The 17,445-nt window shown below is 39.8% G+C and carries 15 protein-coding genes; 12 read left to right on the forward strand and 3 right to left on the reverse strand.

Annotated elements, in window-relative coordinates; translation table 11 throughout:
• The first annotated feature begins 66 nt into the window (after window positions 1-66).
• Complete coding sequence (locus B3C94_RS17355) at window positions 67-678, forward strand: HAD family hydrolase (RefSeq protein WP_293905948.1); 612 nt, start codon at window positions 67-69, stop codon at window positions 676-678.
• A gap of 111 nt (window positions 679-789) precedes the next feature.
• Here B3C94_RS17355 and B3C94_RS17360 read toward each other — a convergent pair whose 3' ends face one another.
• Both B3C94_RS17360 and B3C94_RS17365 read right to left on the reverse strand, forming a co-directional pair.
• On the reverse strand, window positions 790-2,139 hold the full coding sequence (locus B3C94_RS17360) for a hypothetical protein (protein WP_293905951.1): 1,350 nt from the start codon (window positions 2,137-2,139) through the stop codon (window positions 790-792).
• A gap of 14 nt (window positions 2,140-2,153) precedes the next feature.
• Window positions 2,154-2,759, reverse strand: a complete 606-nt coding sequence (locus tag B3C94_RS17365) for an RNA polymerase sigma factor (protein WP_293905953.1) — start codon at window positions 2,757-2,759, stop codon at window positions 2,154-2,156.
• Between the two features lie 326 nt (window positions 2,760-3,085).
• Between B3C94_RS17365 and lysS the strand changes: the two genes are divergently transcribed.
• The 7 genes from lysS (at window position 3,086) to coaA (ending at window position 9,273) form a co-directional block, all read left to right on the forward strand.
• Window positions 3,086-4,804, forward strand: a complete 1,719-nt coding sequence (gene lysS, locus B3C94_RS17370) for a lysine--tRNA ligase (protein ID WP_293905956.1) — start codon at window positions 3,086-3,088, stop codon at window positions 4,802-4,804.
• Window positions 4,805-4,995: 191 nt separating this feature from the next.
• Complete coding sequence (locus tag B3C94_RS17375) at window positions 4,996-5,229, forward strand: patatin-like phospholipase family protein (RefSeq protein WP_293905958.1); 234 nt, start codon at window positions 4,996-4,998, stop codon at window positions 5,227-5,229.
• A gap of 71 nt (window positions 5,230-5,300) precedes the next feature.
• Window positions 5,301-6,050, forward strand: coding sequence for a patatin-like phospholipase family protein (locus B3C94_RS17380; RefSeq protein ID WP_349679144.1), 750 nt, complete (start codon window positions 5,301-5,303; stop codon window positions 6,048-6,050).
• Window positions 6,051-6,081: 31 nt separating this feature from the next.
• Window positions 6,082-7,314 carry a nucleoside recognition domain-containing protein gene (locus B3C94_RS17385; RefSeq protein ID WP_293905962.1) on the forward strand — a complete coding sequence of 411 codons (1,233 nt, stop codon included), beginning with the start codon at window positions 6,082-6,084 and terminating at the stop codon, window positions 7,312-7,314.
• A gap of 68 nt (window positions 7,315-7,382) precedes the next feature.
• A complete protein-coding gene (locus tag B3C94_RS17390) occupies window positions 7,383-7,763 on the forward strand; it encodes a methylglyoxal synthase (protein ID WP_293905964.1) in 381 nt (126 codons plus the stop codon).
• 12 nt (window positions 7,764-7,775) lie between these two features.
• The gene (locus B3C94_RS17395) at window positions 7,776-8,177 is read left to right on the forward strand and encodes an OsmC family protein (RefSeq protein ID WP_293905966.1); all 402 of its coding nucleotides are present in this window, start codon (window positions 7,776-7,778) and stop codon (window positions 8,175-8,177) included.
• Between the two features lie 136 nt (window positions 8,178-8,313).
• A complete protein-coding gene (coaA, locus tag B3C94_RS17400) occupies window positions 8,314-9,273 on the forward strand; it encodes a type I pantothenate kinase (protein WP_293905969.1) in 960 nt (319 codons plus the stop codon).
• Here coaA and B3C94_RS17405 read toward each other — a convergent pair.
• Window positions 9,270-10,118 (reverse strand): mechanosensitive ion channel family protein, encoded by an 849-nt coding sequence (locus B3C94_RS17405; protein ID WP_293905971.1) that lies wholly within the window; start codon window positions 10,116-10,118, stop codon window positions 9,270-9,272. The two genes, coaA and B3C94_RS17405, sit on opposite strands and share 4 nt — an antisense overlap.
• Window positions 10,119-10,295: 177 nt before the next feature.
• On the opposite strand from B3C94_RS17405, the gene B3C94_RS17410 reads away from it, so the two are divergent.
• The 4 genes from B3C94_RS17410 to B3C94_RS17425 all read left to right on the forward strand — a co-directional run bounded on the left by B3C94_RS17410 (window position 10,296) and on the right by B3C94_RS17425 (window position 17,407).
• Complete coding sequence (locus tag B3C94_RS17410) at window positions 10,296-12,395, forward strand: heavy metal translocating P-type ATPase (protein ID WP_293905973.1); 2,100 nt, start codon at window positions 10,296-10,298, stop codon at window positions 12,393-12,395.
• Window positions 12,396-12,558: 163 nt separating this feature from the next.
• Complete coding sequence (gyrA, locus tag B3C94_RS17415; protein WP_293905975.1) at window positions 12,559-15,123, forward strand: DNA gyrase subunit A; 2,565 nt, start codon at window positions 12,559-12,561, stop codon at window positions 15,121-15,123.
• An 8-nt stretch (window positions 15,124-15,131) separates the two neighbouring features.
• A complete protein-coding gene (locus B3C94_RS17420; RefSeq protein ID WP_293905977.1) occupies window positions 15,132-16,232 on the forward strand; it encodes a tetratricopeptide repeat protein in 1,101 nt (366 codons plus the stop codon).
• Between the two features lie 2 nt (window positions 16,233-16,234).
• Window positions 16,235-17,407 (forward strand): tetratricopeptide repeat protein, encoded by a 1,173-nt coding sequence (locus tag B3C94_RS17425; RefSeq protein WP_293905979.1) that lies wholly within the window; start codon window positions 16,235-16,237, stop codon window positions 17,405-17,407.
• The last annotated feature ends 38 nt before the right edge of the window (window positions 17,408-17,445 follow it).

The following is a 17,445-nucleotide window of genomic DNA, read 5'->3' on the forward strand; positions in this document are numbered from 1 at the left end:
AAGGCTTCTTGCTTTTTGCTCTTCCAATTATATTTCTTTAATTTTACAGCTCACTATTAAACACATATGTCACCTGAATCACAACGCAAATTTGAACTTTTAAATCTTCTTGCCGAATCCTACGATGCGCTATTATTTGACGTCGATGGCACTTTGGCGGACAATATGGATGCCCACAAACAATCTTATAAAGCTGCTGCCAAACAATATGGTGTGGAACTGGATGTCAATCTGATTGATGAAACTGCTGGATGGCCAACGGTTGCTGTCGCGGAGGAGATCAGTAAACGTTATGGCGTGGATTTTGACTTCCAAGAATTCTCTACACTCAAATCCACCATATTTCGAGATGAATATGTTTTCAAGACCAAACCTGTGGATTACGTTGTTGAACATCTAAAATATCAAAAAGGAAAAAAGCATATTGCAGCGGTATCGGGAGGTACCCGCACAACCTTATCGATGACCTTAAACACCATTGGGGTATGGGATGATTTAGAAACATTAGTATGCGCAGGAGATACTGCAGAGGGCAAACCTTCACCTCAGCCTTTCCTTTTGGCGGCCTCTCAATTGAATATTGCCCCAGAAAGATGTTTGGTCTATGAAGATGGTATCCCAGGAGTAGAGGGTGCAAAAGCAGCTGGAATGGGCTGGGTTCGTATAGATGAACTATAATAGCAAACTGAAGGCTCTCTCGGACCAATACGATCAGACACTTTCATAAAAAAAGCCGCAATGCATGCTAACATCAATTGCGGCTTTTTTTGCGGTAAATATTTACCTGATTTAAAAACTGGTAATTATTTTCACCCCGCCATTGCTATAATTTAAATCGGATGATTTTAATCCGCCGATTGGAGCTTTGTAATAAGGTTCTACAGAAATGGACAATTTCCCAACTTTCTGTTTCCGTCCAACTGAAAAATTAATAAAACCGTTTACCCCCTTATCATCAACATTTTTATCCGTAGACTTCTGTTTATACTCCGTATTGTTTGTTTCATAAATCGTTGCACGTTCCTGATCCAAGACACCAACATAAGATACACCAACGGAGGTATAGAAATTCCTACTGATCGCATATCTCACATCTACTGGAATATCTACCGTTAAGATTTTACCCGAGACTCTTTCGTTGCTCTTCGCATCTTTTGCGTCCGCCGTCCGCATCACAAATGAATTGCTGACACTTGATTGTGAAATATAATTTGGAGCATCTGCACTAAAGGAATTCGATCCCATCGCCGGAGTGATAGGCGTACTTCCTGAAACAGCGCCATAATGTTGAATTGAGGCACCCGAACGAAGACTGACTTTGCTCGAAAGATTATAGGCAAGCGCCACACCCCCACCTAATGTGATACTCTCCGATGTCGAAGCAGGAGATACAAAAGCCCCCATCTCCCATTTCTTCTCTTGGCTTGTCTTATTGATGACAACACTATTTTTAACGTTTCCCTGCTGCGCTGCATATAGCTGTGAAAGCTTCGCCGCTTCGCGTTGGGTCTGCGTGCTGGAAGAAATATTGAATGGATTGGATTGAGCTCCAGCAATACGGCTTGCAGGAGCAACCGCTGCTTCCTCCGTTTCGTTTTCATTTAAGCTAATATGTGCAGAAAAGTTGGTATTTTTCAATTGCATCGACCTTAACTGTCCAACATCATTCGAAACACTTACATCATGTCCTTGCATCAATTGTCCAGAATTTAATGCGAGTTGATGCTTGTCCATCGCCTCACTGGAAGAAGTCTCCACGGTTGAATAGGTAAAGGGCTTTTTCAGGGATAGTATCTCTGAAGCGGCGCCATTATCCTGTGTAATCGCTGATAACGAACGCTGAATAGATTCTTTTAAGTCTTTATTATTTCCTAAGACCTCTGCACTTTCATGACGATGTTCCTTGACCACTGAAGGTGAATCAGTCTGTACATTATTTTTTAAACCCCAATATCCTGCACCAAAACATAATAATACAGCCGCCGCAGCACTCCAATACTTCCAATTGGAAGAACCACGGGACGCTACCCCATAATTTGAAGCAAACTTCTCCCAGGAACCTTCTTTATAAGGTAGTTCATGGTTTTTTAATTGTCCAATGATCTCTTCTATCAATTCCTTTTTCTTATTGTCTTTCATCGTAACAACAATATTTATCTTATTTCTTGAACAATACCTGTATAGTCCAAGTATAACTTTCTAAGCTTATGTTTCGCTCTTGTCAGATAAGTACGCGAAGTGCTATCCGGTATATTAAGCATCTCGGCTATTTCGTCATGCGAATACCCCTCGATTTCATAAAGATTAAAAATAGTTTTTTGAATCTCAGGAAGCAGGTCCAGCAAACGCATAATTTCATTGACTTCAAGATGACTGTCCAACTGAACAGCAGGTGTATGCGTATCCCCTTCTCCTAGATCTTCAAGCGAATAAAACTGCTTCTTACTTCGTAAAAAATCTATGGAAATATTTGCTGCAATACGCCCTATCCAGGATCTAAAAGATTTTTCTAGATTTTCATCGTCAATATCTTTGTTAAACGAATCCAATTTGCGAAATACCCGAACAAAGCTCTCATTCACCAGCTCTTCCGCATCCACATCCTGTTTTACATAACGTATGATAATAGCCATGAGGTAACCATAATACTTCTTATAAACAAAGGCCTTACCATCCTCACGATCACGCAAGCAAAGTTCTAAGGCATCATGTAAAGATGATAGCTTTCTGTTATAAAAATATGACTGAATTATACCCACTTAAACTATTTAATTATCAAGTTTCAAACTTAGACAAATTGCTTTTTATATGCAATAAATTGCAGCAGCTACGAAAACAACCTATCGAACGCTCCGCTTGCATTGTGAACCATTTTTTGTCGCGGAGATAACGAAATTAAAGTTATAAAACTTAAAATCAAATAGCCGAATGTCCCCTTGTAATATCACTATTTAACTATTTTTACTCCTTTAACGGAATACATTGTGTTTTTGCTACAGTGATTTCGAAAAAAATCCATAAAAAGAATTGAAAAAAAATGGCTATTTTTGCGTGATTTTCACATTTTAAATATTATTCATACCGAATGAGTACTGTATTATCCGAACAGGAACAACTTAGAAGACAAGCGATGCAATCGTTGTTGGATATGGGAATTGACCCTTTTCCAGCAAACGAATTTGTCGTCAATGCACATGCTGCTGATATTTTAGAAAATTACGATAGAGATAAATTGAATTATAAGAACATTACTCTTGCTGGACGGATCATGAGCCGTCGCGTGATGGGCAGTGCTTCTTTTTTTGAAATTCAAGATTCTACCGGACGTATTCAAGCCTATATTAAGCGCGATGACGTCTGTCCTGATGAAAATAAGGATCTTTACAACGTCGTTTTCAAAAAGCTCTTGGATATTGGGGATATCGTTGGTATCAAAGGCTATGTCTTCACGACCCAAACCGAGGCTATTGCAGTACACGTAGAAGAACTTACCGTTTTATCCAAATCACTTCGCCCCCTACCTGTCGTTAAATCTGCTGAAGGTAAAACTTTTGATGCCTTTACGGATCCGGAGCAACGCTATAGAATGCGTTATGTAGATTTGATCGTAAATCCAAGTAACAAAGATAAATTTATCAAGCGTACGAAGCTTTTCAATGCGATGCGTCAGTTCTTTAATGACGCCGGCTATATGGAAGTCGAAACACCTGTGCTACAATCCATTCCAGGCGGTGCTGCGGCACGTCCGTTTATCACACACCATAATGCGTTGGATATTCCATTATATCTTCGTATCGCCAATGAGCTTTATTTAAAAAGATTAATCGTTGGTGGATTTGATGGTGTATACGAGTTTTCTAAAAACTTCCGCAACGAAGGCATGGACCGCACCCACAATCCAGAATTCACCGTAATGGAAATTTATGTAGCTTATAAAGACTACAACTGGATGATGGAGTTTACAGAACGTCTGTTAGAACATTGTGCACTTGCTGTAAACGGTACGACTGAAGCTACCTTCGGTGAACATAAAATTAATTTTAGAGCGCCATTTAAACGAATTTCGATGACAGATTCCATTAAGGAATTCACTGGATTTGATATCACTGGGAAATCTGAAGAAGAAATCCGCATTGCGGCGAAAGGAATGGGCATCGATGTAAACGAAACCATGGGTAAAGGCAAACTGATTGATGAAATTTTCGGCGCAAAATGTGAAGGAAATTACATCCAGCCAACATTCATCACCGATTATCCCAAAGAAATGTCTCCTTTAACCAAGAAACATAGAGACAATCCGGATTTAACGGAACGCTTTGAACTGATGGTTTGCGGTAAGGAGATTGCCAATGCTTACTCTGAGCTGAATGACCCTATTGATCAGCGTGAACGATTTGAAGATCAATTGCGCCTTTCTGAAAAGGGTGACGACGAAGCGATGTTTATCGATCAGGATTTCCTACGCGCATTGGAATATGGTATGCCACCAACGTCGGGCCTTGGTATCGGAATGGATCGTTTAATCATGTTCCTGACAGATACTGCCTCGATTCAGGAAGTTCTTTTCTTCCCGCAAATGAGACCTGAAAAAGTCGCTAAAGTAGCGGAAGTAAAAGATTATGAAGAACAAGGCATTCCAGCTGCATGGGTTCCTGCCTTACAAAAAATGGGCTTCACAACGATTGAAACTTTAAAAGAAGCAAATCCGAACAAGGTTTTTAATGACCTTGGTGGTATGCGTAAAAAATTGAAGTTAGATATCAACATGCCAACCAAAGACGAAGTATTGGCTTGGTTCAATTAAATCGGCATCGACACTAGATAAAAAAAGCTGTCTCAGTAAAATCTGAGACAGCTTTTTTTGTTTAAACGTATTTGCAGCTAGCTGTCGAATTGCAAATCATAGCTCTATCCAATTGTCACCAATATATGACTCCTGCCAATTGTAGACATTTATTATATTTACATATTACAAACTAAATCAGCTTTCAGCATATGAAGAATATTCTTGCGCTTGACGGTGGTGGTATCCGCGGTATCATTCCGGCCATGGTTCTTGTGGCTTTGGAAGAGAAATTACAAAAGCAGACCATGGATCCCAATGCACGAATTGCCTCCTATTTTGACTTTATTGCGGGCACAAGTAGCGGTGGAATTCTGACAAGTATTCTTTTATATCCAGAAGAAGGCAATCCCTCCCATCCCAAATTTCTGCCCGGGATGCGTTAAACTTATTTGTCAATCATGGAACTGAAATCTTCACGGCCTCCAAATGGCGACGTTTTCTGAGTGGATTTGGGCTGGTCAGTGAACTCTATTCGTCCAACCCCTTGTCGAATGTGCTGGACCAATACTTCCAGAATGCACGACTGAGCCACCTGATCAAGCCCTGTATTATTACTGCTTACAACATCGAATTACGAAAAAATCACTTTTTCAGACAGCAAAAAGCAATTACCCATGGCGAAGCGCGGGATTTCTACCTCAAAGATGTCTGCAAGGCAACTTCGGCAGCACCAACTTTTTTTCCTGTTGCTGAGATCTATTCACTTTCAAAAACGAGATACCCTTTGATTGATGGCGGTGTATTCGCACAGAACCCTTCGATATGCGGTTTACTTGAAGTATTAAAGGCATTTAACAGCACACAGATAAACGATATGTTTATGGTGTCTTTGGGTACCGGTATGTCAAAAACGGCTTATAATTATGAACATTTCAAGAAAAAACTCGCCATTCAGATCGGTCCGGCTTTGGTCGACATCATGACGAGTGCATCGTCAGAAAGTACAGAGTTCTTTATTCGGCAACTGTTTCAAAATAATGGCAAGCAGCAAAATTATCTACGCATAGAACCGGCTAACCTTTCCAGTATCAATGCTTCACTCGATGCGGCTTCCCCCAATAATATACAGAAGCTCATCTCCTTATCGGATAAAATGATCAGCGAGCATGAGGATACACTAGATTATATCGTTGCACATTTAATTAAGGAAAAGAATCAGAATAAGAAGAAAAATCCATGGAGCAAGTTGATGGATAAGTTCTAAAAGATTACTTTTACGCATATTTTAAATCTATATGGCATTAAACTACGTTTGGGTTGCATTTTTCTTAATCACATTTGCCGTAGCCCTTGTAAAACTAATCTTTTTCGGAGATACAGAAATCTTCCAACAAATTGTAAATTCAATCTTTGACAGCGCAAAAACCGGGGCAGAAATCTCTTTAGGGCTGATCGGCATGATGAGTTTTGCGCTTGGGATTATGAAAATTGGTGAAAAAGGTGGTATGATCAATATTTTTGCAAAAATCGTAGGTCCTTTTTTCCATAAATTATTCCCAGAGATTCCCAAAAACCACCCCGCGCTCGGCTCTATTCTGATGAATTTCTCAGCTAATGCACTGGGCCTGGATAACGCCGCGACCCCATTGGGACTCAAAGCCATGAAAGAACTCCAGGAGCTTAATCCAGATAAGGAAACCGCGACCAATGCACAAATCATGTTTATTGTGCTCAATGCTTCCAGCTTAACCCTCTTGCCTATTTCCATAATGGCCTATCGAAAGGAAGCTGGTGCACCAGACCCCTCAGACGTATTTCTGCCAATTCTAATAGCGACGTTCTTTTCTACATTGGTTGCCTTAATCCTTGTTTCCATCTATCAAAAAATCAATCTGTTTAACCGTGTAATTCTAGGATATCTAGGTGCAATGGGATTATTTATTGGTGGACTGCTTTTTTACTTCTCGGGATTGCAGCAGGCCGAAATTGAAATATTCAGCAAGGTATTCGGTAACGTTATTTTATTTAGTTTATTCACCTCATTCATAGGTTTGGCTCTTTTACGTAAGGTAAATGTGTACGACTCTTTTATCGAAGGCGCCAAAGAGGGTTTCGAAGTCTCTGTAAAAATAATCCCTTACCTCGTCGCTATGCTGGTCGGTATTGCGGTATTTAGAGCCTCCGGCACAATGGATTATATGGTCGCTGGTATATCCAAGGGAATCGCACTCTGCGGTTTAGACACCTCCTTTGTAGACGCTTTGCCTGTAGCTTTTATGAAACCACTTAGCGGTTCGGGTGCGCGTGGATTAATGGTTGATCTGATGAATGCAAAAGGTCCGATGGACTTCGCGGCACGCGTTGCCTGTGTAATTCAGGGATCGACAGAAACTACCTTTTATGTCCTCGCAGTGTATTTTGGAGCAGTGGGTATCAAACGTACTAGGCATGCATTGCCCTGTGCATTATTAGCGGAATTGGCAGGTGTTATTGCAGCAATTATTATCTCCTACATATTCTTTAAATAACATACATATATTGCAGAAAAGGCCTGCGTTTATAACAGTGCCAAGGTATTTACAAATATTATATCGTGATGAAAAAAACAATTGCACTCATAGCCCACGACGGCAAAAAACCTGAAATGGTTGCCTTTGTCAAAGACCACCAAGAATTATTGGAACGCGCCAATATCATTGCCACAGGTACAACAGGCTCTTATGTCAGACAGACAGGTTTACCCGTCGAATTGAAATTGAGTGGACCAATGGGCGGAGATGCACAGATCGCGGCTTTAGCGGCCGAAAGAAAAGTAGATGGTATTATTTTCTTTCGCGACCCACTGGGAAAACATGCCCATGAACCGGACATCCAAATGCTTATGCGCGTGTGTGATCTTTACAATGTACCATTAGCGACAAATCCGGCTACGGGAAGCCTCATCATTGAAGGATTATTGGAAGATATTACCGAATAATTTAAACAGACCATGGACAATGAAGTAATCGTTTCAATAGGAAAAACACCTTATACTACGACGGTACAATACGGTAAACATCAAATAATTGTTGATGAGCCGGAGGATCTAGGCGGCAAGGATGAAGGCATAAATCCTACTCCCTTATTGCTTTCTTCTTTAGGCAGCTGTAAAGCAATTACAGTAAAAATGTATGCGGACCGCAAAAACTGGCCCCTGGAAGAAGTGGTGGTACGCTTGACACATGAGGTGCAGCAAAGTGAACAGCAGCAAACGACCTATATCCAATGCTTCCTAAGTTTTAAAGGGGATTTAGATGATATTCAAAAACAGCGGCTCTTTAAAATTGCTGAGAAATGCCCTGTGCACAAGATATTATCAAATCCTATTGTAATAACTTCAAATCATTTGTAATGTTTCTTGGGATAACGGACAACACTATTTATATTTGTCCGCGCAAAAAAGACCTTTAATAATCGTTATAACCGACGCGTAAAGGTTTGCTTGTCCCAGAGGAATACAGATACTTGAAATAAAAATAAAGCAAACGATGCAATTGGATCCACAAATAGCAATAGACTCGCCTTTTAGATCGATCAGACGGGAAGACTGGAAAAATCTAAATGGAAAAATATTGCACAACTTCAGTGTCGAAGATCTCGAAAATCTGCATGCCCTGAACGAGCCATTGACAAATCAGGAAATCGAAGAAGTCTATTTCCCACTAAGTCACTTACTCGAAATTCATATCGATCGTTTTCAAAGCCTTCATCAACGGACAAACCGCTTCTTTGGAAAGGAAGAAAGCAAACTGCCCTATATCATTGGGATTGCAGGTTCGGTTGCTGTAGGAAAAAGTACCACAGCCAGGGTATTGCAACGTGTACTGAGTCTGCTCCCATCCAAACCGAAGGTCGATTTGGTGACGACAGATGGCTTTCTTTACCCGAATCAACAGCTTATCGAACGTGGTATTCTAAACCGAAAAGGCTTTCCTGAAAGTTATGATGCCAAAAGATTGATCCATTTTCTTTCAGCCGTAAAATCAGGTGCTCCAAAAATCTCCGTTCCGGTATACAGCCACTTGGTATACGACGTATTACCCGACGAGCAGCAACAAGTGATCGAACAGCCAGATATTCTAATCGTAGAAGGGATTAATGTCTTACAGGTGAATTCTCAGCGGCCACGGAAAGGACACAGTGTATTCGTCTCCGATTTTTTTGATTATTCCATTTATGTACATGCCAGTGAAAAAAACCTGATTGAATGGTATACCAATCGATTTGAGTCACTCCGTGCAACAGCTTTTCAGAATTCAGCTTCTTTTTTCCATAAATATGCAAATATGACCGCTGACGAAAGCCAGGCTATGGCTGTAAATATCTGGAATGAGATCAATAAACCCAACTTAATCAAGAATATCTTGCCGACGAGGTATCGAGCCGATCTTATTCTTGAAAAAGGAAGCCACCATTTTGTTAAAAATGTAAAAGTAAGAAAGATTTAACCCCTTGCTCGCGTAAACTGCAAAACCTCATTTAATATCGTACTCTGCACTTGCTGATGAATTTTGTTACTGGAAGAAATCGTGCTTATCTCCACTTTATACTTGATATAATCTTTTGCAACATCGGCAACTTTAACCGTAAATCCCTGGGAGTGATCTAAATTTGGATTTTTTTGGAGTAATGGGCTTAAATACTGCTCCAATTCTGTCACAGCAACGGAGTGATCAATAGGCATTTCAAACTTCACGACAATTTTATTCGACTTTTGCGAGGTCTTATTCACTAAGGTCGCCGTAAACACCAAGTTGTTTGGAATCATTACGGCATCATCATCTTCATCCCGAACCACAAGATTGGCCAGTGTGATATCCACAATTTTCCCCTGATATTCACCTATTTTTATGCGATCTCCCACGGAGAACTGATCCGAAAACATAATAATTAAACCGGATATCATATTCGTGATATATTCTCTAAAAATCACGGCAATAGCCATAGCAACTATTGTCATGCTGGTGATAAAATCCTTTGGATTAATGCCCACAGCTATCATGAGACTGACAATAATGAAAAAGACATTCCCTACGGTAGCTACGCGGGTAATGCCCAGTACAAAATTTCCGCGGACAACCTGTTGCTCGTTTCTGCTATTGTATAATTTGACAAGGATAAAATGACCAATTGAGATCAAGACACTGGCTGTAAGAAAAGTGTTTAAGCCGTATGCCATATTTCGGATGATCTCGCGCTGCTGATAAAAGGTTTCAAATTGAACAAAGGATGCTGTTAATGCAATCAATAGTATTATCCGTACAATAAATGAAATTGAAATTGGTTTTGTCATATTTTACACAAGCTTAAGCTCTTTATCTAATCAAATTTAATGTTCTCCTATTCGCTATTCGTGATATTTAATATAAAATGGCTACAAACAGGCTTGCTAAACTAAACAATTTTACTTTACGTAAAAAGCATTATCAGGAAATACCTATCTTTGTCTAAAGATATTACATGCTATTAAATGAAGGACTCGAACGTGCAAACTGAACTTAACGTAAGCGGAATGCACTGTGCAAATTGTGCTATTTCAATTCACCAATACCTAGAAAACAACGGAGCCAAAGATATCTACGTCGATTTTGCCTCAGATGAGGTGAAATTTTCGGAGATCCCCCCGGAACAAATCCCTGTGCTAGTCAAAGGTATCGAGTCTTTGGGTTATAAAGTAATTGGGGACAAGGATAAGAAGCCTAGCTTTTGGAAATCTATTGAATTTAAGTTCCTTTGCTGCCTCATCTTTACCATACCCTTATGGAGCCACATGTTTACGGACTTATACGTCCTGCATGATCCCTATATCCAGCTTGCGCTATGTGCCCCAGTTTACCTGATTGGTTTTTCTTATTTTGGAGTCAGTGCGTTTCGCTCCATCTGGAATAAAATGCCCAATATGGATGTGCTCATCTTAATTGGATCTACAGCCGCATTTATCTATAGCCTGATCGGAACTTACTATCATCTTGGACATGATTATCAGTTCTATGAAACATGTGCGACAATTATTACACTGGTCTTCTTGGGGAATGTTCTGGAAAAAAGAGCTGTCACCAAAACCACATCAGCAATCAAAGAGTTGGTTAAATATCAAGATCTACCTGCTATTAAAATTGAAGACGACCAAGAAGTAGAAATACTAGCTCGAGAAATTAAATCAGGTGACATTTTAAAGGTAAATTCTGGAAATCAGATACCTGCTGATGGCGATATTTTGGAAGGACAGGCTTGGGTGGACGAATCGATGTTAACCGGAGAAAGTGTGCCTGTAGAAAAAGTAAAATATAGCTCCGTCATCGGCGGTACCCTTCTGACGGAAGGCAACATCCGAATTGTTGCTACGAAAGTTGGATCAAAAAGTGTACTGTATCAAATTATCCAGCTAATTAAGGATGCGCAGAGCAAAAAACCACCTATCCAGAAATTCGGCGATAAGGTAGCTGCTTATTTTGTTCCCATTGTCGTCACGATCTCGTTTTTCACCTTTTTCATTACATATTTTATTGCCCAATTACCCTTGCAGCAATCGTTAATGAATGCCATAGCAACACTTGTTGTATCTTGCCCATGTGCGATGGGATTAGCGACGCCAACAGCTGTTATGGTTGGTTTGGGAAGGGCAGCAAAAAAAGGGATATTGATCAAAGGCGGAAGCACAATTGAGGAAATGTCAGACCTCAAGCAGATGGTGTTCGACAAAACAGGCACCTTAACCACAGGAGATTTCAATATCAAGGCGATTCAGACATTCGGTATCGAACAATCCCAGGTAGAATCTATCATAGCGCAGCTTGAAAGCTATTCGAGTCATCCGATTGCGAAATCAATCCGGAAACAACTCAAAGAAATCAAGTCTTACCGCATTATCTTCCAGGAAGTCAACGAAGTACGAGGGAAAGGAATATTTGCAACAGATACAAACGGAAACAGCTATTCCATTTGCAATGCCAAACTTGGCGAAAAAGATTACTCTAACCGTTATGACCTTACTTTAACCATCAATGGCGTTGTCATTGCTGGCATTGTGCTGGAAGATCAGATTAAACCTTATGCAAGGGAACTCATACAATACCTGAAAGACAAAGGCATACGTCCTATTCTTTTAAGTGGAGACAGACAGAGTAAATGCGAGCGAACCGCTCAAAAACTTGGCATTGCAGATGTCTATTGGGACAAATCGCCAGAAGAAAAACTAGAAATCTTGTTCAAGCTCAAAAAGAATGGCCCTACCGCAATGGTGGGTGATGGCATCAACGACGCTCCGGCACTTACCGCTGCGGATGTAGGTATTTCGCTTGGAGACTCAACGCACATCGCTATCCAGTCAGCAAAGGTTGTTTTGTTAAACAACGATCTGCGCTCGATCGAAAAGCTGCTAAAGATTGGCAATCATACCTTATTGACTATCAAACAAAATTTATTTTGGGCTTTTGCATACAATATTGTTGCTATACCGCTTGCCGCCACTGGATTTCTTGGACCGATGTTAGCAGCCCTAAGCATGGCCTTTTCAGACCTCGTTGTGATCGGCAACTCCATACGTTTGCGCTTTAAGAAAATGAAATAAATACCCTACTCCATAAGTACCAAGACAATCCATAAAAGATTGTCTTTTTTGTGTATATTAGGGCTTGAATCATTCGCTTTTGAGGTTAAATTTTTGTAACTTCGCATGCGTGACAAGCCAATTTAAGGGGCTTGTCTACTAGTTTTATTGAAACCAAATTCATATGGCTGAAGAAACAGAAAACGACAACAATCTTGTTCCGGCAAACGACCGGATTATCCCAATCAATATCGAGGATCAGATGAAGTCTGCGTACATTGACTACTCCATGTCTGTCATTGTATCAAGGGCGCTTCCTGATGCACGTGATGGTATGAAACCAGTACACAGACGTGTTCTTTATGGTATGCTGGACTTAGGGGTTACCAGTGGCAAGCCGTATAAGAAGTCTGCCCGTATCGTTGGTGACGTATTAGGTAAATATCACCCACATGGTGATTCATCCGTTTATGACACCATGGTCCGTATGGCTCAAGATTGGAGTTTACGCTATCCGTTGGTAGATGGTCAAGGTAACTACGGTTCCATTGATGGAGATCCTCCTGCGGCGATGCGTTATACAGAGGCAAGATTAAAGAAAATTGCTGAAGAAATGCTATCCGACATCAACAAAGATACTGTTGATTTCCAAAATAACTTTGACGATTCCCTGCAAGAACCAACGGTATTACCTACCCGTATTCCTAATCTCCTTGTCAACGGAGCATCCGGTATTGCCGTAGGTATGGCGACAAATATGGCTCCGCATAACCTTTCTGAGGTTATTGATGGTACAATCGCTTTTATTGACAACCGTGATATCGAAGTTGCTGAACTCATGCAGCATATCAAAGGTCCAGACTTCCCTACCGGTGCATTGATCTATGGTTATGCTGGGGTACAGGATGCCTGCAATACAGGCCGTGGCCGTATCGTGATGCGTGCTAAGGCTGAAATCGAAACAACCAAGTCTGGAAAAGAGCAGATTATCGTTACGGAGATTCCTTATCAGGTGAATAAGGCCAATATGATCGAGCGTACAGCCGAGTTGGTCAACGAAAAGAAACTGGAGGGCATTTCTGCCATCCGTGATGAATCGGATCGTACAGGTATGCGTGTTGTATACGATATCAAACGCGATGCCAATGCCAATGTTGTTCTAAACAATCTATTTAAATACACTGCACTACAAACCTCTTTTTCAGTCAATAACATTGCACTAGTTAAAGGAAGGCCTGTTCTGATGAATCTGAAAGATATGATTCATGAGTTTGTAGAACATAGACACGATGTCATTGTCAGACGTACACGTTACGAACTCGCAGAGGCTGAAAAACGTGCCCATATTTTAGAGGGGTATTTGATTGCACTAGACCATTTGGATGAAGTGATCAAGTTAATCCGTAATTCGGATACACCAGAAGATGCACGTGTTGGCTTAATGGAACAATTTGGTTTGTCCGATCTTCAAGCCCGTGCGATCCTCGATATGACTTTGCGCCGTTTAACTGGACTGGAACGTGATAAGATCAAAGAAGAGTATGCTGAATTAATGAAAACAATTGACTATTTGAAATCTGTATTGGCAGATGAAGAACTTCGTATGAAGATCATCAAGGATGAGTTGATTGAGATCAAAGAAAAATTTGGTGATGAACGTAGATCGCAAATCGTCCACTCTGCGGAAGATATGCGTATGGAGGATTTTATTGATGATGAAGAAATCGTGATCACAATCTCCCACAATAGCTACGTAAAACGTACGCCGTTATCTGAATACAAACGTCAAGGTCGCGGTGGCCGTGGATCAATTGGTACAAATACACGTGAAGAAGATTTTACGGAACATATCATCACAGCTTCAGCGCACAACTATATGCTGCTATTTACGGAAGCTGGCCGTTGCTTCTGGTTACGAGCATTTGAAATCCCTGAAGGAAGCCGTACCTCACGCGGACGGGCACTTCAAAACATCATCAATGTTCCAAAAGAAGAAAAAATAAAGGCCTTCATCTTAGTGAAGAACTTGAAAGATCAAGAATATCTTGAAAACAACTTCATTATTATGTGTACCAAAAAAGGTACGATTAAGAAAACGTCATTAGAGGCCTATTCCCGTCCAAGAGCAAACGGTATCAATGCGATCAATATTAATGATGGCGATCAATTAATTGAGGCTTGTTTGACTACTGGAAGCAGTGAAATTGTCATGGCTCTCCGTTCTGGTCGAGCAATTCGTTTCAATGAATCTACGGTTCGTCCAATGGGCAGAACAGCAACAGGGGTACGTGGTATCACCTTAGGGACTGAAAGTGACGAAGTGATTGGCATGATTAGTGTGAATGATTCAGAAACTACCGTGTTGGTCGTTTCTGAAAAAGGATATGGAAAACGTACAGATATCGAGGATTATCGCGTAACTAATCGTGGTGGTAAGGGTGTGAAAACAATCAATGTCACCGATAAGACAGGCGAACTCGTTGCGATAAAAGGCGTTACAGACAACGAAGATTTAATGATCATTAACAAGTCTGGTATTGTTATCCGTATTGCTGTAGAAGAATTGAGAGTAATGGGACGTGCAACACAAGGTGTAAGACTCATTAATCTAAAAGATAACGACGAGATCGCTTCTATTACAAAAGTCGATCGTGAAGAAGAATCTGAAGAGGAGTCTGATCTTGTCGAAGGCTCTACAGACAACGATGATTCGACTTCTGAAGAAAACACGGAATCAAACGAAGAATAAATAGTCTAATGAAAAACTTACTGATATCATTGTTAATATCTGCAAGTAGTTTAACTGTTGCTGCCCAATCTAATTTGAAAGAGGGTAGCAACAGTTTTGCTTTATATACCAAAACTGGCGATTTTAAAAATCTTGAAAATGCGCGAAAATTCGCCGATGCTGCTTTTCAATCTAAAAAGGATTCAGCTTCAGTGAATAACAATCTTTTAAGAGCCCTGGTATATAGCTCCTTAGCAGTTGCAGATTCAACAAGAAAACAGCAATACAAAATGGACCCTATTGACGTGTCTATTAAGTCGCTCAAGCTGTTGGATGCAAAAAAAGCCCGTCGAAACTTTCCTGCGGAGATGGACTATATTCGTCAAAACCTTGCTGGAGCCATCTCCTATCAAGGCGGATTGGCTTTAAAGGATGGTAAATTTGACAAAGCCTATAAATCCTATCTCCGCATAGACTCACTGGGTTTTAAAAATAATGATCTAAAATATAATCTGGCTGTACTCGCCGGTAAGAATAAAGATTATATGAACTCAATCAAATATTATGATGAGCTCATTAAAGGCGAACAGCCTAAGCCAAATTACTTTCTCGAATTAGCACATATTTATACACTTGGAGGTACTAAACAGGATGTCTTAAACGTTCTTGAAAAAGGACATGCTATATTTCCTGAAAATAAACAGATACTTTTCAGATTAATTGATGTGTATTCGGCAAATCATTCGTATGATGCGATCTTAAACGTAATTGCCGATGCGATACGCCTGGAGCCTGAAAATGTCGAATTAAATTATATTGCAGGTTATTCCTATGAAAATGCGAATGACGTCAAAAAAGCGAAAGAGTACTATAACAATGTATTGCGTCTAGATCCAAATAATTATGAATCTAATCTGGCATTAGGTTTAATCAATCTGGAGACTTTATTGAAGGAGCCTTCCAATCAAGATATACAAGAATTAACGATCGAATATCTGTTGAAAGCGAATGAAATAAAACCCTACGATGTCAATGCACTTAAAGCTTTAGCAAAATATTATACGCTTATTGATGATGCATCACAATTAGACAGAGTGAATTTATTATTGAATCAATTAACAGTTAAATAGATATGAATTTAAAATCTCTATTATTATTAGCAGCAATAGGTACTGTATCTACCTCAGTTTCTTTTGCGCAAACCGGTAATATCAAAAAAGCAAAAACTGGCCTGGCTAAATTTCAAGAATTGAAAGATGCTGGCACAGTTCAATTGGGTATCCCAAATCTGAAATCAGCAAAAGAAGCTATTGATGCTGCTGTTATCAATGACAAAACAAAAGATAACGCTGAAGCATGGACCGTATATGCCTTAGTAAATGCAAACCTATCAACGATAGATAAATCATCCGAATTAGCAAAATTAGCTGAAGATGGAATTGCTAAAGCAAAACAGCTGGATACAGATGGTGCTAATAAAGCGAATATTACTGTAGCAGAACAAATCTTGGGACAATATAACTTCAATTTAGGTGCTGAAGAATATCAAGCTCAAAAATATGCCGATTCATACAGTTCTTTTACAAAAGCATTGACATATCTTCCTGGTGATACATTGGTTACTTATTATAGCGGTGTTGCAGCATTGTCTAACAAAGATTATAAAAATGCGATCGAGCGTTACAAGGAACTAATCCCAAGAAAAGATTTCTCTTCGCATAAAACAATTATGGTCGATCTGCCAAAATTGTACCTTTCTATGCAAGATACCACATCAGCGCTTGAATATGCAAAAAAAGCAGCTGAAGCATATCCGGATGATAATGCAGCAATGACTCAAAACATTGAATTGAATTTGATTACAGGTCATGAAAAAGAAACAATTGATGCCATTACTGCGCAATTAGCAAAAGATCCAAATAATAAGAGCTTAAATTATTATTTAGGTATTGCACAATCATCTGCAAAAAATGAAGACGCAGCTGTTGCAGCTTATAAAAAAGCATTGGAAATCGATCCTAACTTTTTCGAAGCAAATACCAACTTGGCGATCACTTTGATGAACAAAACGCGTGAAAAATTAAATGTTGTCAATAACAACAGAAAATTGACGCAAGCTCAATATGACGCAGAATTAAATAAAATTAAAGCAGAATTGAAACCAGTACTTCCTTACCTAGAGAAAGCGGTTTCTTTACAGCCAAAAAATGTAGACGCTTTAACTAACTTAAAGAACTACTATATCTTTATGCAAGATGAAGCTAAAACCGCTGAAATCAATGCAAAAATCAAAGAAGTAGAATAATCGACTTCTTCAAGAAACGAAAAGCCCGCATAACAAGT

The sequence above is a fragment of the Sphingobacterium sp. UBA5670 genome (assembly GCF_002420705.1).
Taxonomy (GTDB): Bacteria; Bacteroidota; Bacteroidia; order Sphingobacteriales; family Sphingobacteriaceae; genus Sphingobacterium.